Here is a 20,566-nt window from a genome sequence, read left to right on the forward strand (position 1 = left end):
GACAGGCGAATTCGCCATCTTCTGCTACTGAGTAGGGAAAAGAAGAGGAAAAAAATGTCTGAAATAACCTTGACCCTGGTATTATTACTCCTGTTGTTTTTTCTGCTGGGCAGTGGTATCTGGGTGGCTTTTTCGCTCTTGGCTGTGGGCATGGCCGGTATGGCACTTTTTTCTGATGCCCCTCTGGGGGAGGTTATGGCTACCACGATCTGGGGCGCAAGTAACGGTTGGGCACTTGCCGCCCTGCCACTATTTATCTGGATGGGCGAGATTCTCTTTCGTTCCCGTCTTTCGGAAGATATGTTTACCGGGCTGTCCCCGTGGCTGACCCATCTGCCTGGTCGGCTTCTCCATGTGAACATTCTCGGCTGTGGTATTTTTGCTGCCGTATCCGGTTCTTCTGCTGCTACTGCGGCAACGATTGGTAAGATGTCCATTCCAGAGCTGTCCAGGCGAAACTATCCCGTAAATTTGATGGTTGGCACTTTGGCCGGATCAGCCACCCTGGGACTGCTTATTCCGCCGTCGATCATTCTTATCGTCTATGGCGTGGCAACGGAACAGTCTATTGCCCGGCTTTTTATTGCGGGAGTGTTGCCGGGCTGTCTCCTGGCGACTCTTTTTGTTGGCTATGTGGTGATCTGGTCCCTGCTTCATCCTGATGCAATTCCACCGGGCGAGCCGTCACTGTCATTCAAAGAAAAGATGAATCGTTCCCGCAGTCTTATTCCTGTTTGTCTACTGATTGTTGGGGTGATCGGTTCCATCTACTCCGGTATAGCCTCGCCCACCGATGCGGCAGCGGTTGGCGTTTTGCTGGCCCTGGTGCTGTCAAAATATACCGGGTCGCTGTCAAGACAGAGCTTCCTCGACGGTCTGATGGGGGCGACGAAAACATCCTGCATGATCGCTTTTATCCTGGCCGGTGCAGCCTTTCTCACGGTGGCCATGGGCTTTACCGGTATCCCGAAGATGCTGGCGATGTGGATCAGCGATCTGAATCTATCGTCCTACGCATTGCTCGGAGCGCTGACCTTGTTTTTCATCATCATGGGCTGTTTTCTTGATGGTATCTCCGTGGTGGTGTTGACCACCTCGATAATTATGCCGATGGTCGAACAGGCGGGAATCGACCCACTCTGGTTCGGTATTTTCGTGGTCATCGTCGTTGAGATGGCCCAGATTACCCCGCCGGTGGGGTTTAATCTCTTTGTCATTCAGGGCTTGACCGGCATGGATATCTTAAAAGTGGCCGTTGCCGCCGCACCTTTTTTTCTGCTGCTGCTGTTTGGCTTGGTATTGATTGTCGTGTTTCCCGGAATTGTTACGGTATTACCGAATATGATGGGCGGCTGAAGGCGAATTTTTCCGCGCTGACAGAGGGTTGTTAAAGAGATGAAGCAGCCCGCGAGGCCTGGTCGTAGAGTCCGGACATCAGCCGGAGCAGGGACGCGGCCTGGCTGATCTCCGGGCCCTCCTGATCCAGGTTGCGATAGGCCGAGGTTAAACACGTCTCACGTATTTCTCTGTAGCGTTTACAGGCCTCCTTGCCCTGCTCCGTGGCACAGTAAAAAATCTCCTTGCCATGTTTCTCTGGCTCGACCAGTTCTGCTTTGACCAGTTTTTTCAGGGAGTAATTGACGGTGTGCTGGTCCTCGATATGCAGAACGAAACAGATATCGACCAGCCGTTTCTGGCGATTTCGGTGATTGACATTGTGCAGGACGAGTACATCGAGGGGGCTGAAATCGGCGTAGCCTGCAGCATGCATACAGCGAATCATCCAGCGGGAAAACGCATTATGGGCGATAATCATGCCATACTCGAATTCACTGAGAGGCCAGGAATCGGGGGAGGTGAGATGCTCCGAGGAGACGATTGGCGCGTACGGGTTGATCTCAGGAAATTTCTTGTCATCTTTCATAATTGATAAACTCGTAAAAAGTGGCTTATCCTGCCTCTTGTCAGCCCAGTTTCTTCTTATCCTCTTTCATCAGCTTATAGGTGATACTGTCCACAAGGGCCTGCCAGCTCGCCTCGATGATATTGACTGAAACCCCGACCGTACCCCAGTTGCAGAGCGGGTCCTTGCTGTCGACCAGGACCCGGACCCGCGCCTGGGTGCCGTGTTCGCCGGAGAGGACGCGGACCTTGTAGTCGGTCAGTTCCATTTCTTCCAGGCAGGGGTAAAATGGCAGGAGGGCCTTGCGGATGGCGCAGTCAAGCGCATTGACCGGACCATAACCCATGGCCGCGGTATGTACCTCGCGACCGCCTATATACAGCCGGATGGTCGCCTCGGTAAGCGGGGGTTTGTCCATGTGGTATTTGTGGTTCATGACCCGGAAACTCTCAAATTTAAAGTAGTTCCGCTGCAGCCCCATCGCCCGTCGCATGAGCAGCTCAAAACTTGCTTCCGCCCCTTCGTACTGGAATCCTTGGTTTTCCTGTTCTTTCAACTCACTGATGATGGTCGCCAGTACCGGATCGTCCGGTTCGAGTTTCAGTCCCCACTGTTTGGCCTTATGGAGAATGTTCGCCCGTCCGGACTGGTCGGAGATAAGAATTCGCCGAAAGTTACCGACCTTGTCCGGGGCGATATGCTCGTAGGTCAGCGGGTTGTGTTTTACGGCACTGACATGGATGCCGCCCTTGTGGGCAAAGGCGGATTGTCCAACGTAGGGCTGGTAGCGGTTGTGCGGCAGGTTGGCCAGCTCGTTGATAAGACGGGAGGTGCTGTAGAGTTTGTCGATATGTTGACCAACCTCGCACTCCGCCCCCATTTTGAAAACCAGGGCCGGAATGATAGAGGTCAGGTTGGCATTGCCGCACCGTTCACCAAAGCCGTTCATCGTCCCCTGGATCTGTCTGATCCGGGTTTCCGAGACGGCGATAAGGCTATTGGCGACCGCAGTCTCCGAGTCGTTGTGCGCATGGATACCCAGATGGACGGTTCTGTTTTTTTCTGCCAGGTAATGCTTGACTCTGTTAATGATCAGCGGAATTTCCTGGGGCAGGGTGCCGCCGTTGGTATCGCATAAAATGATCGTTTCCGCCCCGCCGTCCACGGCGCTTATCAGGGTCTCAAGTGCGTACTCCTCGTTGTTTTTGAAACCATCAAAGAAGTGTTCGGCGTCATAAAAGAGATGCTGTACGTAGGGACGCAGAAAGGTCAGCGTATCCTGGATGAGCAGCAGATTGTCTTCCAGCTCAATGTGCAGCGCCTCTCGCACGTGAATATCCCAGCTCTTGCCGAAGATGGTAATGACCGGGGTTTTGGCATTGAGGAGTGCGAGCAGGTTGGGATCTTTTTCGGGTCTATTGCGGAAATGTCGCGTCGAGCCGAAGGCTGCCAGTTGAGCATGCTTTAGCTCAACGCTTTGCATTCTATCAAAATACTCGGCAGAAACAGGGTTGGATCCGGGCCATCCCCCCTCGATGAAATCGATACCGAGGTCATCCAGGGCCAGGGTGATCCTGATTTTATCCTCAACAGAGAGGTTGAAATTTTCCGCCTGGGTTCCGTCGCGGAGGGTGGTGTCATACAGCTCGATGAAATGGGCCATTTTTTTCCTTCTTAGTTCGAATCGCTGGTAGTTTTAGATATGAAATGGTCCCGGCGCACAGAGGGCGCCCTCGGTATTGGCCTTCCGGCCGCAATTACCGCAGATGAAGGTGGGATTTTCCTGGAGTCTGTCGATTTCTGCTATTTTGCCGGCTTTGGTCAGTTCGCAGAGATGCATCTTATGGTTGTCCGGGTTGGTACAGAGGTTATCAACGTTCGGTAGTCTGTCGCTCATGGCATTATGTCCTCAAAAGAGCTGCCGCGTTCTTTAACCGACACGGCAGCTGGGTGGCTGATTTACAGTTGCACCGTCCTATGCGGCAACATTTTCCAACACCATGGCCATGCCCTGGCCACCGCCGATACACAGAGAGGCCAGGCCAAGGGCCTGATTTTCCCGTTTCATCTGGTTCATCAGGGTGACCAGGATGCGGGCACCGGTGCAGCCGATGGGATGGCCAAGAGAAATACCGCTTCCCATGGTATTGGTCTTGTCGATATTGCAGCCCAGCTCACGAATACAGGCGATGGCCTGCGAGGCAAAGGCCTCATTCAACTCGATGGAATCAAAGTCATTGATGGACAGCTTATGCCTGTGCAGAATTTTGCGAACCGCCGGAATCGGTCCAAGACCCATATAAGCGGGATCAAGCCCGGCCGAAGAATGGGCCTTGATTTTTACCAGCGGCTTCAAACCCAGCTCTTTGGCCCTGTCGGCTGACATAATCAGCAAAGCCGCCGCGGCATCGTTGAGGCCGGAAGCGTTGCCGGCGGTGACCGTACCATCCTTTTTGAAGGCCGGACGCAGTTTAGCCATCTTCTCGGCGCTGGTCTCCATCGGCCGCTCATCGACAGCAAAACTCAGCGGATCACCTTTGCGTTGGGGTATCTGTATCGGCACAATCTCATTGTTGAACAGGCCCTTGGCGATGGCCGCGACGGCCCGCTGGTGGCTGAGGGCACCGATTTCGTCCTGTTCCGTACGGGTGATACCATATTTGACGGCGATATTTTCCGCGGTCATGCCCATGTGGTAGCCATAGAAGAATTCGTAGAGTCCGTCATAGACCATAAGGTCGATCATCTGGCCGTCGCCCATCCGCTGCCCCCAGCGGGCAGCCGGCAGGGCATAGGGTACCAGGCTCATATTTTCCATCCCGCCGGCGAGGATGGTATCGGCATCACCGCAGCGGATGGCCTGAACCGCAAGAGCCACCGCCTCCATGCCCGAGGCGCAGAGTTTGTTGATAGCCGTGGCACTGGTTTCCTTGGGGATGCCCGCCTTGATCATTGCCTGCCGGGCAACATTTTGCCCCTGACCTGCTCCGAGCACATTGCCCATTATTACCTGATCGATCTCCACCGGCTGTAAAGTATCGTCATAGTCGTAGTATCTGCGCTCAAGTTCGATCTGCCCATCACCGCGGATACTGTCTGCAGCAAATTTGATACACTGCTCGCTGGCGCCGGGTCGCAGTCCGGCGGTGAGCAAGGCTCCTTTTAATGCCGCTGCGCCAAGATCCACCACCGGGGTGGATTTAAGGGTTCCGCCATAGGCGCCAATGGCCGTTCTGCTGCCGTTTATGATTACCACATCTTTCATCAATCTCTCCTTCGTATATAAAATTATTAACCTTTAGAACCCAGGCGCAGGCCGCCGTGGATGAAGACGGTCTCGCCGGCCATGGCTTCGTTTCTGTAGAGCTCGGCGACCAGGGACGTTACCTCCTCCGGTTCGATCAATCTGCCGATGGGTACCTGCTCAAGGATTTTGCCGAGTATTTTCTCATCGATATTTTTCACCATCGCTGAACCGACATACCCCGGGGCGACCGCCATGCAGCGAATTTTGTCGGCAATATTACGCCGAAAGAACTCGGCGGTCAACACCTTTGGGAACACGGACATGGCCGCCTTGGACGATGAGGAGTTGATCTGCCCGGCGGTTCCCAGCGAGCCGGTAGAGGAAATGAGACAGATCAACCCCTTGCAGTCATGGTTAATCATTTGTTCAACACACTCCCGTACCGTGAGAAACACCCCGGTGAGGTTGATTTCTGACTTTAAACACTTTACGCCAATTGACAACATTACAAACTCTACGCCAACATCTCTCTTAAGCCTGGCCTTCCTGTTAGGCGATATTGTTTTCCTTTTTTACTCTTCGTTCGGCATTTTTATTGCTCTTGAAATTTTATAATTCACACATTTCTGCCGGAACACTGCGGTTTGTGCGACAGGGCCGATGTAAAGCAAGAAGCAATAAAGGGATGCTGCTGCAGCAGGGCCTCGGCAGTCGGGGTGAAGTTCGACCAGTGGCTGCGCCGTGTCAGCGACAATTTGCTGCAGCAGATGCCGTGCCAGGACAGACAATATCATTCGCCCGCTCGCGGAACGGCGGAATGTGCAGCAGTACGACATTTAACCGAAAAAAGAGGCATTTGTTTTTGTCAAAAACAAATGCCTCTTCTTGTTTATTATCGGATTTCCAAAGTGACTATCTGCCGAAGAAAAGATCCGGCAGGTAGGAGATAAGCTGCGGGAAGATTGCGAGAAGAGACAGGCCGAAGACCTGGATGGCAACGAAGGGCAGAATTCCTTTATAAACATCCCCCATGGTATATTCCGGTGGCGCCACCCCTTTGAAGTAAAAAAGGGAGTAGCCAAAAGGCGGAGTAAGGAAAGATGTCTGCAGGTTGATACAGACCATCATGCCAAACCAGAGCGGATCGAATTCCAGGTCCATGGCGATCGGTGTAAAAATCGGCACCACGACAAGCAGGATTGCCGCCCAGTCGATGAACATGCCCATGAAGAAGACAACAGCCATCATGATGAAAAACACCACCCAGCGGCTGACATCCATTCCCAAGAGGACATCGGCGACGACGTCACCGCCACCCATGCTTAAAAAGACAACGGAGAAGAATTTACCACCGATGAACAGGGCCATGATCATCGCTGTTGTCCGGGCAGTCGAGATACTTGCCTGGGTAATGACCTCCCAGCTGAGCTTACGGGTAACAAGTGCCAGGACTAATGCACCGGCACAGCCGAGAGCTGCTGCCTCTGTAGGAGTGGCAACCCCGGCCAGAATTGTGCCCATGACGGTGAGAATCAAACCAAAGGGAGGGACAAAGTTCTTCATCGTCATGGTGAATTTCTGCATGACGGTTGCCGTGCGATCTGCCGCCGGGATAGGTGGACCAAGCTTGGGATTGAGATAGCAGCGCACGCCGACATAGAGCAGGTATAAGCCCGACAGCAGCAAACCCGGAATGATGGCGGCGGCAAAAAGGTTGCCAACGGACGTTTCTTTTTGACCGGTCAGGCCACCATACACAACGAGCATGATCGACGGCGGAATGAGGATACCGAGCGTCCCTGAAGAACAGATAATTCCTGCGGAGAGAGCTCTGTCGTAGCCGCGTTTCAGCAAGGCCGGTCCCGCCATCAAACCCATGGCGACAACCGAGGCGCCGACGATGCCGGTCGTTGCGGCAAATACCGTGGAAACAACAATGACCGCCATACCGAGACCGCCCCGCAGTCCACCGAGAACGATATACAGGGCTTCGAACAGCCCTTCGGAAACCTTGGATCGATCAAGGATCTGGGCCATAAAAATAAACAGCGGGATGGCCACCAGGGTATAGTTCAGAAAAATTCCCCAGGCATTATTGGCAAATAAACCCATTAAAGCAGGGACATCGAAGCCGTTAGTCAGCAAGCCGAAGAAGGTAGCTACTGCGGCAAGCGTTATCGCTAAGGGGTGTCCCAAGGCAATGGAACCCATCAGGGACAGAAACATGAGGATGGTGATGACTTCTACGCTCATTGGTGTCTTTTCTCCAGAATCAAACAGATTTTAATGGATTTCTTTCAGTGCACGGATATCTTGGATCAGTTTGGCCAGCCCTTGCAGAAATAAGAGAATAAAGCCGATGGCCATCAGTGTCTTGTAGGGATAAAGAGCAGGCGCCCAGGAGCTTGACGCGTGTTCCCACTGCTGCCAGGAGAAAAAAGCCAGTTGGCTGGTGTAGGCAGCCAGCAGGCCGACCGAAGGGAGGAACAGAGCTATATTGGTTACAATACGTAAAATCGTGCGTGGCCTTACCGCCAACCGGGATTCGAAGACATCAATAGCGACGTGTGTGTTGTGTTTGTGGGCAAAAGCCAAGGCAAAACTGTAATGAATGCCGTAGATGAAAACAGTCAATTCAAAGGCCCAGGAGGTCGGCTTGTTGAATCCGTAGCGCATTATGACCTCCCAGCCAACTACGGCGATCAGCGGCAAAATCAAATAAGACGAATAAAACCCTATCTTTTCATTGAGATTGTCAATTGCACTATCTAGCTTAAACATAAAAACCTCTTAAAAACGTAATGATGGCTCATGCAATGCGGGGTAAAAATGCGGGAACCGTTGCGGGTCCCCGCACGACAGTGGTTACTGCATGTGAGTACCCTGGATAAATGTCTCATGAGGCCAAGGAGCTATGCCGCCGCGTTCTTTCCGCCAGTCGGCGAAAAAAGCTTTGAACTCATCCTGGGAATCGAGGATTTTCTTAACATCAGGATATTTCCCCTTCAATTCTTCAAGATATGTATGGGAGGCCTTTGCAAATTCGTTGATGGTTTCCTTGTCCATGGTGACAAACTCAACTTTTTCTTTAAAAAGCGCGATAGCCTGGGCGTTGAGGTTTTCCTGCCAGGCGGTCGACCAGAGCTGAGTTTCCTTGGCGGCGATATCAACGATCCACTTCAAGTCAGCAGGAAGTTTAGCGTAGGAATCTTTATTGATGAAAAATGCACTTTGACAAGAAGGCTGGTGCACACCTGGTTGAATGACATACTTGGTGATTTCGTCAAAACCCATCGGGTAGTTCATAGCCGGGCTACTGAATTCAGCAGCATCGATGACGCCACGCTCAAGAGCGAGATAGACCTCACCACCAGGCAGAGGAGTAACACTGGCACCCAGATTCGTCAGAATATCCATATACCAGCCGGCGGTACGAACACGCATGCCTTTGAAGTCAGCCATGGTCGTCGCTTTTTTGTTGGAGAATAGACCAAGTTCCTGTCCGGTGTTGCCACCAGGAAGGGCAAACAGGTTATAGCGACCATAAAGCTCCTGCATCATTTCCAGACCACCACGTTCGTAGAGCCAGATATTGTAGCCTTCCGTGTCAAGTCCCATTGGAACGGAGGCGAAAGCGACAAAAGCCTCATTCTTGCCTTTCCAGTACCCTGGCCAGTCATGGCCGATATCTGCCTGACCTTTGGAAACTGCATCAAAGCTTTCCATCGCACCGACCAGTTCACCGGCGGAAAAGAGTTTAATTTCAAGACGACCGCCGGATGCAAGGGCTACGGAATCAGCAAAATGCTGGGCCATATCATAAAACAACATTCCTTTGGCCCATGGCATGACCATTTTCCACTTAAATTCTTCCGTGGAAGGTTTGATAGTACGCAGCTCTTTTTTCACCTCATCATGACGCTTATCGGCACCAAATTTTTCTCGTGCTGAAAAGGCGTTCGGCGCCATGGTTAAGGTCGAGATCACTGCAAGACCAATTAACATCTTGAATTTGTTCATTCTTTCCTCCCTCTACTTAGGTTATGTGTTTAAGCCAGGGGGTAATCCCCCCACATTGATGCTTCTGCATGTTTTTGAACAGTAGGAAGCCGATTGTGCATAGCTTCATGTCGGACGCAGAAGACTGTTACTTCTGTCAAAAATTACGCATTTATTGTGCCACAAGAGAGTTTCCAATGTGGCTGGAAAAAAATGACCTTCTTCCCGCCTCAGGTCCAGGCATTGTATTCCATGCATGAAAACAAAATTGGCTCGCTTGGAAATTGGTAGTACCAATTATTTATCATAAAGAAAAAACGTGTCAAGAAAAAACTTGATGTGTGGTAATATCTTTGATAGATAATATATTACAGTGTTTTTGTGGAAAACGATCGAACACACCCATGGTGCTAATGTTGAAACAGAAAGGCAATGGTAGTACCAATATTGGACAGACAGGTATGATACATAGCCGATGTATAAACCTCTGATCAGGACGTTTTCCACATGCGGCCATACGGCAGGTACGAATGAGATTGGTCTGCGGGAAAAAAGGGTGAGACAGTGGATTACGGCACAAGGCGCTGTCGAAAAGCCTATGTTCACAGGTTTGCAAGATTTAGCGTTGCGTTTTTATGGTTTTTCTCATAACCTCTGTCCCTTTTGGCTGGACCGCGCCCCAAGCGCCAAGCAAATAGATACTGCGAGCAAATACTCTACGCAGGCACAGCAGCTTTGTATTGAGTTCATCCCTCTGCAACAAGGGGATGACAAGTTAATTTTACTTCTATAATTTAAAATACATTCATGAATCTCAAACCTATTAAACCAAAACGTATTTCAGATCAGGTCTTTGAGCAGATCCGTGAATTGATTTACAAAGGTGATTTTAAAGCCGGTCAGCAGATATTGCCGGAAAGGGAATTAGCCTTGTCCATGGCGGTCAGTAGAACTTCCGTAAGAAACGCCATCAATAAACTCGTCACCATGGGTCTGCTCGAGCATCGACAGGGGCAGGGGACCTTTGTCAGCTCGCCGGATAATCGGTCAGGTAATCCGCTGGCCGCAGCCATGGCCACGGATGAGGCAACCTTTGCCGACCTGCTCGAAGTGCGGATGGGCTTGGAATGCAACGCGGCAATGCTGGCGGCGCAAAGGGCCACCGATACCGATCTCAAGGCAATCGAGAAGTGTCTGGAGGAAATGGAACATGATTTGGAAACCACTGATCGAATTGGTACCGAGCCTGATGCCGCTTTTCATATGGCCATAACCTTTTCGACAAAGAACCCGGTGCTCATTCACCTGATGCGCAATTTTTATGATTTTCTTTTTGTCGGCATCAAAAAGAATTTGACCCATATGTATATGGACCGGGCAGCACTGGAAGATGTCATCGTTCACCACAGGGCCATCTTCGAGGCAATTCAGCAAAGATCATCCCAGGGTGCATTTGAGGCCATGCGTACGCACATCCATTATGTTCAGGAGTATTTCAGGACACGCTGAAGGGAACAATATCACTTCAGCTGAGCCATTCCTGTCGTCTTCTGGTGATTCTGTCAATTGCGCCATCTCTTCCGGCGAATCAGTCTGTGCTCAAAGCCATAAAATCCAGGAAAAACCATGCTGCAAATCAATGTTATTCCCTGGATGAAAATAAAAAATGCAGTCCACCCTCTCTCCTTCGAGGGTGGACCGCTGAAGCATTGCTGCGGTGACATGCAGCTATTCCGCCACCATTTCAGATGTCTGCAGGTAGTATTGTGTCGACATCTTCGTCCATTCGCGGGCCTTGGCCATATATGCTTTTTGTGATTCATACACTTCCTTGAAGGCTGCATCCTGCGCGGCATATCCTTCCATAACTTCGTCGGTGGCTTTCTTCATCGCTTTGAGGACCGGCTCCGGGAAGATCATCACCTTGATATTTGGGAATTCTTCCTTCATTTGTGCCCAGGCGCGGGCACTGGAGTCGAAGTTATCCCCGAGCATATCAGCGGATACGGCCTTTATGGCGGTATGCAGTATTTCTGGTATTCCTTTGGCAACTTGTCGAATTCACGCTTGTTGATCAAAAACTGCATATCCGAGGCAGGTTCATGCCAGCCGGCGTAATAGAACGGCGCGACTTTATGAAAGCCCATTTTGATATCCATGCCGGGTCCTACCCACTCCAGGGCATCGATGGTGCCGCGATCAAGCGAGGTGTAGAGTTCCCCTGGGGCGATATTCGTGACATTGACGCCGAGTTTGGCGAAGACCTCTCCGGCCAGGCCGGGAATACGCATCTTCAGCCCCTGCAGGTCGTCGAGTGATTTGATTTCCTTGCGAAACCAGCCACCCATCTGCACCCCGGTGTTGCCGGCAGGGAAGGAGTAGACATCAAATTTATCATACAGCTTCTGCTGCAGTTTCATGCCGTCATCGTAGAAGAGCCAGGCGAACTGCTCGTCTGAAGTCATGCCGAAGGGTACGGTGGTGAAAAAGACCGAGGTGATATCTTTGCCTTTCCAGTAATAGGAGGTGGTGTGTCCCATTTCGAACTGACCGCCTTTCACCATATCGAGAATACCCAGGAGGGCTTTGTGCTTTTCGGCACCTTCCACCCGAATTTCAAAGTTCCCGCCGGTCATTTCGCTGACCAATTGAGTAAGTTTTGGTGCGGGTGTGGCGAGCGGAGTTAAAGTGCTTGACTAGGTCATGGCCAGTTTCCAGCGGACCTTTTTCGTCTCTGCAATGGCGGGTGAGGCTATCAATATTCAAGCTGCGAGTACAAGGGCGATTTTCCCAACAGGTTTCATATTCTCCTCCAATAGGTAAATGAATGTTCATTGCCCCAGGAAAAAACGAGGCGGATTGCCTACTGCCTGCCTAGCTGTAATAGATTGTCGATGTACCTTTAACGACATCATATGTAATACACGAATCGAAAGAAGACAACATCCTATAACAATTCACGTTGGAGAGAGATAAAGAAGGACAATCAGCCTCTGGTGACTTTAGTGTCAGAACCTGAGGCACCGTAAAATCCAAAAAAAAGCACGGTGTGTCTCGTTTGTCAGGCTCAGATTATTTTCTTGCCAAAGAGCGAGGAGACGAGATTGACCCCTATCTGCGCCGTCCGGTTCTGGATATCAAGGATTGGGTTGATTTCCATGATATCGATGGAGTGCAGCTTGCCGGTATCGGCGAGGATTTCCATGATAAGTTGCCCTTCCCGGTACGTCAACCCACCCTGGGACGGCGTGCCGACCCCGGGGGCGTCCAGGGGATCCATAACATCGAGATCAAGACTGACGTGGATGCCGCTCAGGTGGCTGAATTTATACATGGTTCGAATCAACACTTCGCGAATACCGATTTCATCCACATCGCGCATGGTATACACCGTACAACCGGAAGCCCTGATCAGGACCTTCTCCTCATCGTCGAGATCCCTGATGCCCAAAAGGACGACATTTTCCGCCTTCACTTTAGGGCCGGGCCTGCCCAGATGCACCAGCTCATCCGGGCCGAGACCGAGCAGTACCCCCAGGGCCATGCCGTGCACGTTCTGGCTGCCCGAGGTTTCCGGCGTGTTAAAATCGCCATGGGCGTCGATCCACAGCAGGCCGACCTCGGCGTCGTGGGTCACGCCGCCGACCGTACCGATGGATGCGGAATGATCACCGCCGAGAAAGATGGGGATTTCTCCAGCCGCAATAGCCTTCCTGCCAAGTTCATAGGCACCGAGGCAGGCCTTGCAGATAAAGGGCAGTCGCGCCTGCAGGCTGGTGTTGGTCAGGGCATAGTGACCCGGGATGGTGATGTCGCCACTATCACACGTTGTGTAGCCGAGGGCCCTGAGGTTTCGCGCCAGGTTTGCGTAACGAATGGCACTGGGCCCCATGTCGACTCCCCGGTGGTTTTGGCCGAGGTCCATGGGCACGCCGATGATGCGGACGGGTTTTTTCATCTGTTCAGCCTTCTCTGCTTTAACCATTGTGCGCTTCGTTCTTAGTACCTTTGGGTTGCGGGCGTCAGCTCACTTTAGAAAGATGGTTCCATAAATTGACGATGAAATCCTGCACGTTGGTGAGGATGGCCTGCGCCTGGGCGGAACCGCGGTTGGCCAGTTTGTCGGCGCTGAACTCCGACATGTCGACCACATAGAAAAAGACCGGTCGCACCGAACCATCTTCCAGGACCTTGTAGCCCGGGGTCATGTTGCCAAAGGCAATGGAATGCAGCTGGGTAGCCATGGTGATCACCGTGGTAGCCCGGCGGGCATGCACTCGCATTTTATCCTGCGATTCATAGACGTTGCCGATGGTTTCCGGCAGCGGGCCATCGTCACGTATGGAGCCGGCGAGGACATAGGGGATAGATTTTTTTTCGCAGGCGTACATGATGCCGTTGTCGATGTTCAGGGTGTCGATGGCCTTGGCGATGGAGCCGGCCTGGCGTACTTCGTTGAGAATGTCGAGGTGGTTATAGTGGCCCATCGGCTGGAGCAGCTGGGTATAGATGTTTTGCCCGAGCCCGGTGTTGTAGATTGCCGCTTCGATGTCATGGGTGGCCAGGGCGTTGCCGGCCATCAGGGCATGGCAGAAGCCATTTTCGATGAGTCCCTGCATCGATGCTCTGGAATCCTTGTCAAAGGCCACCGCCGGACCAAGCACCCAGACGATATGTCCATAGTCTCTATCGTGCTTGAGTATTTCGTACAGCGCGTCGTAGGAATGAGAAAAGGGCGTCTCCCGTGTACCCCGTGCGCGAAAAGAAAATTTATCGACATTGGCGGCGTGCTGTTCAAACCCTTTTTCATGCACCAGGATACCTTCCTCGCCGTTTTCGGTTCGTCCGGTAACCACCATATCGCCTTTTTTGAGGTTTCTCGCTTCAACCACTTCGATCCGGTTATCTCTGACGACAAAGACCGCATCCATCCGGCTTTCCGGGGCAAGGAGCCAACGGTTTCCCTCTATTTTAACATACTCCGGATGGTTGGATGTCGCGTGATAGTTTGCTGGAGAAATACCATCGGCCGGACAGGGTTGCAGTGCGGCCGGGGGGCTGTTTTTCAGATGGGATTGCTCAAAATCCGGGGGAGAATAGGTGAAATCCAGCTTCATAAACGACCTCACTGTAGTGGTTGTTCTGATTGTATACAATTTTCGATAGTATAGGCGGGATATTGATAAAAAGCAACATGAGTTCCAGACACAGTCGGTTGATTAGCTTGACCCTGTTTAAAAATACTCCTACAATACAGTTATTATGCTGTTTCAGTTATTTAAATAACCCCGGGGCAGGAAATGAACCGATCCGCATATTTTACAACCGGTCTGGCGATCAAACTCCTTTCTCAGCTGTCCCGGGCGTCCATCGTTGTTCATGGCAAGGAAAATATCCCCTCAGGACCGACCATCTTCGTCGTCAATCATTTCACCCGGGTCGAGACTTTTCTGCTGCCTACCTATCTCTATAACCTGAGTGGTAAACCGGCGCTGTCGCTGGCGGCGTCTTCCCTGTTTAAAGGTGGCCTGGAAAAATTTCTCAATCTGGTCGGGGCGGTCTCGACGAGTGATCCGAAGCGCGATAAACTTATTCTGAAAAGCCTGCTCACCGGCGAAGCCAACTGGGTGATCTTCCCCGAGGGGAACATGGTCAAGACGAAAAAGATCATGGACGGCGGCAAGTTCATGATCGCCAGCAGCCGCGGCATGCACGCCCCGCACACCGGGGCCGCCGCGCTGGCTCTTCGGGCCGAGCTCTATCGTCTGCATCTCCTGGCGACTGCGCAGAGTTCTCCGGCCAAGCTGCCGAAGATGCTCGAGGCTCTGGGACTGGAGAGTATTGACGATATCCAGCTGGAGCAGGTCACCATTCAGCCGGTGAACCTTACCTATTACCCGATTCGGGCGGCAGAGAATATCGCCTCGACTATCGCCTCGAAACTGGTCAAGGACATTTCCGAAAATATGGTGGAAGAGATCATGGCCGAAGGCACCATGCTCCTCACTGGGGTCGATCTCGATATCCGCTGCGGCAAACCCATCCGGGTGGCAGATTACCTTGCAGGCAGCTGGTTGACTGAGGATATGTCTCGGGAGGGCATCGACGACTTTTTCGTGTCGGCCGAACTGAAAGAAAAGATGCGCCAGGCAGCCGGTGAAGTGATGCAGCGATACATGCAGGATATCTATGCCATGACTACGGTGAACCAGGAACATTTCTTTGCCTCTTTTTTGCGGATGTGCCCGTTCACGCGCATTAATGAACTCGATTTCAAACGGCGGGTTTTTTATGCCATCTCCCTTATTCGCGACCAAAAAGGCGCTAATCCGCTTTTCCTGCACAAATCCATTACCGAGAGCCAGACTCATCTTCTCACCGATGATCGTTACGGTAAATATGGAAATTTTATACAACTTGCTCTGGAAAAGGGCATTGTCAGGAAAGAGGGAGGTTATCTTTTCCGTGACCGTTCCACGTTGTCTGCTCCGCTCAGTTTTCACAAGGGACGCCTCAATAATCCGATCGAAATTATGGCCAATGAGGTGGAGCCGTTAATTAATTTCCTGTCGACCCTCAAATCTCTGTCCTGGCAACCTGACGGCTTGCTGAAGTTGTCTCTGGTCAGGCATCTTCTCCGTCAGGAAATGACCAGGTACAAGGAGGAATACCTCAAGAGTGGTCAGAGTGGTCAGGTCGGGAAAAACAGAAGACAAAGAGGTGGAAAACCCTTTCTTCTGCCCTGTTTTAACCGGAGGATCGGCGTTGTGCTTATCCATAGTTATCTGGCGCAGCCGGAAGAGGTAAGGGCCTTGGCCGGATATCTTCGTCGGCGGGGCTGTTGGGTCTATGCCCCTCGATTGCCGGGACACGGCACCTCCGCCGAGGATCTCGCCAAAAGAAAATACCACGAGTGGGTAGAAGCCGTTGAGATGAGTTATATATTGATGAGTATGATCTGCGAACGGGTTGTCGTCGGCGGCGTGGCGGTCGGCGGCAGTCTGGCGCTGGATCTGGCTGCCCGGGTCAGCAACGTGGCTGGTGTTTTCGCGCTCAGTCCTCCTTTGGCGCTGCGCAATTATTCGACAAAGTTCATGCCGGGAATCGATGTGTGGAACCGTATTCAGAACAAAATTAAGCGGGGTGAGCATAATAATCAATTTATCGAATTTCCCCATGGCAATGCCCATGTCAACTATCCGATGAATCCCGTGGCTGGCGTAAAGGAAGTTGGTGACTATCTCGAATCGATCGAAAAGGGATATGCGGCAATCAATCAACCGGCCCTGATAATCCAGGCGGATAAGAATCCGGTCGTCAATCCGAAGGGGTCACAGCAGCTCTATGAGAGTATTGGTTCGTCTGACAAGGAGTTCTGCCTCCTCAACTTTGATCGGCACATTCTGGTCAACGGCGAAGGAGCTGAGAAGGTTTTTCAGAAGATCGGGTCGTTTGTTGGAAATGTATAAGCGGTGCTCAATGTACTGCGAAGTATGGGAGATGCTATTGTGGATGCAGAAACAGAAAGATGTCGTGAATGGATAGAGTACTACCGGAAGTTCCCTTATTTTTCCGAGGAATTAGTGCGCCCGGGCTGTCACCCGCGAAAATTGCTCCACGACGGCCGCACTGAAAAAGCCATAGTCCTCGTACACGGGCTGACCGATTCCCCCTATTATATGCTGGCCATAGCCGAGTATTTTCATGAGATTCTCGGCTATAATGTCTACCTGCCGCTGCTGCAGTGTCATGGTCTGAAGCAGCCGGAAGGCATGGTTGGGGTTTCGCTGGCGGAATGGAAAAAAAACGTCCGTTTTGCCATAGCCACTGCCGCGGCAAACGCTGAGCTGGTCTCTATCGGTGGATTGTCCACCGGTGCGGCTCTGGCTTTTTATTTTGGCTGTACCGACCCGGTGGTGACCGGTGACTTGTATCTTTTTTCGGCTGCCCTGGGGATATATGGTGGACGCCTGGGGATTTTCGGTGGTTTCCTGGAGTTTTTGGCACGCCGGTCCTTTGTCCGATTTCTGGACAGAAAAAAGCATCTCGTCGGCAAACATCCTTATCGCTATGAACGCGTTCAGCTCAACAGTGCCGGGGAGTTGGCTCGACTGATCCAGGAAATTGACGGACTACTGAAAAAACCAGTTGATACACTATATGCGCAACGCATTTTTGCTGCCTGGTCGGAACATGACAGGGTAATTAGCATTGAAAAATTAAAAAAGCTGGCAAGTCGGATGGAGACAATCCCGTTCATGTCTTTCAGTATCCCCAGAGCCGACCGTGTCGACCACCCCAGCGTCGTGCTGCGCGAGCCGCTCTACGCAATTAACAGTCAACCCGGGCAATCCCCTCTGGAACGGGCAAATCCCCGTTTTGCCGAGATGCTTGCTGCCGTACGCAACTTCGAATCAGACACCCGATGATTCATGCGCAAGGCATGGTAGGGTAGGGTATTACTGGTCGTATATCCTCTTGATCTCATCCTCCATGTGCTTTTCAATGGCGGTCCGCTTGAGTTTGAGGGTCGGGGTCAACAGGCCGTCTTCCACCGTCCAGGGGGCGAGGCTGAGTGCGACTTCTTTTATAAAGACAAAACCCGGAAATTGGGAGAGAAGTTTTTCGGTTCTGGCCAGGACGGCCTGGCGCACCTCCGGCAGGTTGAGGGATTCCGGATTTGGCGAAACATCGAGCTGTTCGGCAAGTTCTTCCCAGAGCGGCCCGTTGAGTACGCCGATCATCGAAAGAAAAGGCCGTCCCTCGCCAATGACGACGTTGTACTCAAACAGGGGATCCATGCCGATGGCCATTTCCAGATCTGTCAGGGCGACCTTTTCGCCGTTGCTGAGGACGATAATCTCTTTCAGTCGTCCAGTTATGCGTATATGACCATCTTCCAGGCTGACCTGGTCGCCGGTGTGCAGCCAGCCATCGCTATCGATGGTTTTGGCGGTTGCCTGTTCATTTCTCCAGTAGCCCTGCATGACGCAGCTGCCACGGACAAGGAGTTCATTATTATCGCCGATTTTTATTTCAACGCCTGGAATAGGTTTGCCGACGCCTTCCGGTCGATTGTCTTCCGGTCGATTGATGCTGATGACCGGGCTGGTCTCGGTCAGGCCGTAACCCTGGAAAAGGGGCAGGCCGAGGCCGAGGAAAAATTGGGAGATTTCCGCTGCCAGGGGGGCGCCACCGGTTACGATGACCCGTAATCTGCCGCCCAGTTTTGCCCGTACCTTTTTGGCGACCAGGGCATCGAGAAGGGGGTGCAACAGCAGCGAAATTGACCAGGGGCCGCGTCCCTGTCTGTAAAGAAAATTTTTCCAGCCGGTGTCCACCGCCTGTCGAAACAAGGCCTGAAGCAGTTTCGGCTTGGCGGCGATTGTGCGGATTATACCGGCGTGGATGCGCTCAAAGATTCGCGGTACGGCAATCAGTACCGACGGCTGCACGGTAAGCAGATCTTCGGCGAGATCGGGGATCGATCTGGCGAAGGCCACCGTTGCCCCGGCCATTATCGGCATATAATACCCGCAGGTGCGCTCAAGCATATGCGACAGGGGTAAAAAGGATAAAAAGGTGTCCTCCGGGTAGATATCAATACACAGCAGCCCGGCATAGCTGTTTTCCAGAATATTGCGATGACTGAGCATCACTCCTTTCGGCAGGCCGGTGGTCCCCGATGTATAGACAATCGACGCGGTTTCATAGGTGATCGGCGACCAGGATGACGGACTATCCGCACCATCGGGGAGCCAGTCGGCGATACAGATAATTCTTGGGTCGGCCTGCTGTACCGGGATGGGGTTGATGGTGATTATTCTCTGCAGACTGGGCAGCCGGTCGAGTACCGGAGCCAGCTGCCGCCAGGTGTCGATGCTCGGACAGAGGAGAATTTTCGTCTCGGTGTTGAAAAAAATATGGCCGATGTTTGCCGGCCGGTCGTTGGCGAAGAGGGGGACAACAATCAGCCCGAGGGACAGGGTTGCCTGATCAAAAGCGACCCACTCCGGGCAGTTGGGCAGCATGACCGCGACTCGGTCGCCAACTTCCAGGCCTTCCTGCTGTAGTGCCTTTCGCCACCGGCTGACGTTCTGGGCCATCTCCTGCCAGGTAATTGTCTGCCAGGTAGAGGTTGTCTTGTTGTAATAACGATATGCTGTACCAGTGGGATTTTTTGCTACTCTTGCAAGAAAGAGTTCGGCAAGGGATGTGCAGGAGTCGGGAGAAATATAGTCGGTGGTGGCTTGCATAAGTCTACCTCCTTACCCCCGGCAAGGGGATTTAGCCGAGTATGTTCTGGTTAATTTATCGTCCAGGTTATTTTCCGATGACGGCATACATGGTGTTCCCTGATAAGCGGAAAAAAAAGTTCTGATACCTTTATAATAGGTCTTGTCGGCACTGTTTGGCAAATTATATGTGCTGTCCGACTCCTAACAGGAACGATTGATTTTGAGATTTCCCGGAGAGTACAGTATTGTGTTGTTATGATTAGGTCCAGGCGCCATGGCGGCATCTGGTCGGCTTTCTGCGTCTTGACCCAGGATTGCTGCAGGAAGCAGTCGATGGGAATTTATTAGCTGGAACAATGAGGGGATGAGATGACAAAGACAATTCTGATTACCGGAGCAACTTCAGGATTCGGCAAGGCAAGCGCGGAACTTTTCGGCAGTAATGGCTGGAATTTGATTCTCACCGGCAGGCGTCAGGACCGTCTGCAGGAGCTGCAGGAACAGCTTGGCAAAACAAAGGTGCACATCGCCGCCTTTGACGTGCGAAACAGACAGCAGGTTGAGGCGATGGTCAAGAATATTCCCGAAGAGTTCGGCAATATCGACATCCTCCTCAATAATGCCGGCCTTGCACTTGGGCTCGGGCCCGCCCATGAAACGGACCTTGATGAATGGGAGAACATGGTTGATACCAACATCAAGGGGCTGCTGTACATGACCAGACTGATACTGCCGGCCATGGTTGCCAGAAGGAGGGGGCATGTTATCAATCTTGGTTCAATCGCCGGCTCGTGGCCTTATCCCGGCGGCAATACCTACGGTGCGACCAAGGCCTTTGTCCAGCAGTTTTCCCGAAATCTGCGAGCCGATCTGGCCGGAACCGGCATTCGGGTGACGAACATCGAACCGGGCCTGGCTGAAAGTGAATTCTCCATTGTCCGATTTGGCGGGGATACCGAAAAGGCGGCGAAGGTATACGAAGGGACACAGCCGCTCACTCCTGCAGATATTGCCGAAATAATCTATTGGACGGCCAGCCGGCCGGCCCATGTCAACATCAATGCCGTTGAAGTCATGCCGGTTTGCCAGAGTTGGGGAAACTTGGTTATCGATCGTAAAAAATAAGGTAAAAATTCAGAAAAAGATAGAGGAAGTGGTGGAAAATCTGTTGACACCTTT

General features: G+C 52.1%; 20 protein-coding genes. 6 read left to right on the forward strand and 14 right to left on the reverse strand.

Annotated features, from left to right (window positions below; all coding sequences use genetic code 11):
* Window positions 1-54: 54 nt before the first annotated feature.
* Window positions 55-1,356: a TRAP transporter large permease gene (locus tag ACYQ8U_RS02150; RefSeq protein WP_459943867.1), complete on the forward strand. Its 1,302-nt coding sequence runs from the start codon at window positions 55-57 to the stop codon at window positions 1,354-1,356.
* A 31-nt stretch (window positions 1,357-1,387) separates the two neighbouring features.
* Here ACYQ8U_RS02150 and ACYQ8U_RS02155 read toward each other — a convergent pair whose 3' ends face one another.
* From ACYQ8U_RS02155 to ACYQ8U_RS02195, 9 genes are all read right to left on the reverse strand, one after another.
* On the reverse strand, window positions 1,388-1,924 hold the full coding sequence (locus ACYQ8U_RS02155; protein WP_459943868.1) for a winged helix DNA-binding protein: 537 nt from the start codon (window positions 1,922-1,924) through the stop codon (window positions 1,388-1,390).
* A 40-nt stretch (window positions 1,925-1,964) separates the two neighbouring features.
* Entirely contained in the window at window positions 1,965-3,566 is a 1,602-nt protein-coding gene (gene cimA, locus ACYQ8U_RS02160; protein ID WP_459943869.1) for a citramalate synthase, read from the reverse strand.
* A gap of 33 nt (window positions 3,567-3,599) precedes the next feature.
* On the reverse strand, window positions 3,600-3,800 hold the full coding sequence (locus ACYQ8U_RS02165; protein ID WP_459943870.1) for a hypothetical protein: 201 nt from the start codon (window positions 3,798-3,800) through the stop codon (window positions 3,600-3,602).
* A gap of 78 nt (window positions 3,801-3,878) precedes the next feature.
* On the reverse strand, window positions 3,879-5,168 hold the full coding sequence (locus ACYQ8U_RS02170; protein WP_459943871.1) for an acetyl-CoA C-acetyltransferase: 1,290 nt from the start codon (window positions 5,166-5,168) through the stop codon (window positions 3,879-3,881).
* A 26-nt stretch (window positions 5,169-5,194) separates the two neighbouring features.
* On the reverse strand, window positions 5,195-5,656 hold the full coding sequence (locus ACYQ8U_RS02175; RefSeq protein WP_459943872.1) for an SDR family oxidoreductase: 462 nt from the start codon (window positions 5,654-5,656) through the stop codon (window positions 5,195-5,197).
* Between the two features lie 110 nt (window positions 5,657-5,766).
* Window positions 5,767-5,904, reverse strand: coding sequence for a hypothetical protein (locus tag ACYQ8U_RS02180; protein ID WP_459943873.1), 138 nt, complete (start codon window positions 5,902-5,904; stop codon window positions 5,767-5,769).
* A gap of 158 nt (window positions 5,905-6,062) precedes the next feature.
* Window positions 6,063-7,403 (reverse strand): TRAP transporter large permease, encoded by a 1,341-nt coding sequence (locus tag ACYQ8U_RS02185; protein WP_459943874.1) that lies wholly within the window; start codon window positions 7,401-7,403, stop codon window positions 6,063-6,065.
* 30 nt (window positions 7,404-7,433) lie between these two features.
* The gene (locus ACYQ8U_RS02190) at window positions 7,434-7,931 is read right to left on the reverse strand and encodes a TRAP transporter small permease subunit (RefSeq protein ID WP_459943875.1); all 498 of its coding nucleotides are present in this window, start codon (window positions 7,929-7,931) and stop codon (window positions 7,434-7,436) included.
* A gap of 84 nt (window positions 7,932-8,015) precedes the next feature.
* A complete protein-coding gene (locus ACYQ8U_RS02195) occupies window positions 8,016-9,170 on the reverse strand; it encodes a TRAP transporter substrate-binding protein (RefSeq protein ID WP_459943876.1) in 1,155 nt (384 codons plus the stop codon).
* Between the two features lie 454 nt (window positions 9,171-9,624).
* On the opposite strand from ACYQ8U_RS02195, the gene ACYQ8U_RS02200 reads away from it, so the two are divergent.
* Window positions 9,625-9,942, forward strand: a complete 318-nt coding sequence (locus ACYQ8U_RS02200; protein WP_459943877.1) for a hypothetical protein — start codon at window positions 9,625-9,627, stop codon at window positions 9,940-9,942.
* A 14-nt stretch (window positions 9,943-9,956) separates the two neighbouring features.
* Window positions 9,957-10,658 carry a FadR/GntR family transcriptional regulator gene (locus ACYQ8U_RS02205; protein WP_459943878.1) on the forward strand — a complete coding sequence of 234 codons (702 nt, stop codon included), beginning with the start codon at window positions 9,957-9,959 and terminating at the stop codon, window positions 10,656-10,658.
* 219 nt (window positions 10,659-10,877) lie between these two features.
* On the opposite strand, the gene ACYQ8U_RS02210 is transcribed toward ACYQ8U_RS02205, so the two are convergent.
* The 4 genes from ACYQ8U_RS02210 to ACYQ8U_RS02225 all read right to left on the reverse strand — a co-directional run bounded on the left by ACYQ8U_RS02210 (window position 10,878) and on the right by ACYQ8U_RS02225 (window position 14,266).
* Entirely contained in the window at window positions 10,878-11,144 is a 267-nt protein-coding gene (locus tag ACYQ8U_RS02210; RefSeq protein WP_459943879.1) for a hypothetical protein, read from the reverse strand.
* 17 nt (window positions 11,145-11,161) lie between these two features.
* Window positions 11,162-11,785: a TRAP transporter substrate-binding protein gene (locus ACYQ8U_RS02215; RefSeq protein ID WP_459943880.1), complete on the reverse strand. Its 624-nt coding sequence runs from the start codon at window positions 11,783-11,785 to the stop codon at window positions 11,162-11,164.
* A 431-nt stretch (window positions 11,786-12,216) separates the two neighbouring features.
* Window positions 12,217-13,107, reverse strand: coding sequence for an arginase (gene rocF / locus ACYQ8U_RS02220; RefSeq protein ID WP_459943881.1), 891 nt, complete (start codon window positions 13,105-13,107; stop codon window positions 12,217-12,219).
* Window positions 13,108-13,171: 64 nt separating this feature from the next.
* Entirely contained in the window at window positions 13,172-14,266 is a 1,095-nt protein-coding gene (locus ACYQ8U_RS02225) for a putative NPN-dependent ornithine cyclodeaminase (protein WP_459943882.1), read from the reverse strand.
* A gap of 183 nt (window positions 14,267-14,449) precedes the next feature.
* On the opposite strand from ACYQ8U_RS02225, the gene ACYQ8U_RS02230 reads away from it, so the two are divergent.
* Together ACYQ8U_RS02230 and ACYQ8U_RS02235 are read left to right on the forward strand one after the other, a co-directional pair.
* Window positions 14,450-16,618: an alpha/beta fold hydrolase gene (locus tag ACYQ8U_RS02230; protein ID WP_459943883.1), complete on the forward strand. Its 2,169-nt coding sequence runs from the start codon at window positions 14,450-14,452 to the stop codon at window positions 16,616-16,618.
* Window positions 16,619-16,657: 39 nt separating this feature from the next.
* Window positions 16,658-17,578, forward strand: a complete 921-nt coding sequence (locus ACYQ8U_RS02235; RefSeq protein ID WP_459943884.1) for an alpha/beta hydrolase — start codon at window positions 16,658-16,660, stop codon at window positions 17,576-17,578.
* Between the two features lie 30 nt (window positions 17,579-17,608).
* Here the strand turns inward: ACYQ8U_RS02235 and ACYQ8U_RS02240 are convergent, their stop codons facing one another.
* Entirely contained in the window at window positions 17,609-19,405 is a 1,797-nt protein-coding gene (locus ACYQ8U_RS02240; protein ID WP_459943885.1) for an AMP-dependent synthetase/ligase, read from the reverse strand.
* 351 nt (window positions 19,406-19,756) lie between these two features.
* Here ACYQ8U_RS02240 and ACYQ8U_RS02245 point away from each other — a divergent pair, with 351 nt between their 5' ends.
* A complete protein-coding gene (locus ACYQ8U_RS02245; RefSeq protein WP_459943886.1) occupies window positions 19,757-20,512 on the forward strand; it encodes an SDR family oxidoreductase in 756 nt (251 codons plus the stop codon).
* Window positions 20,513-20,566 lie beyond the last annotated feature (54 nt).

The sequence above is a fragment of the Desulfocastanea catecholica genome (genome assembly GCF_054657295.1).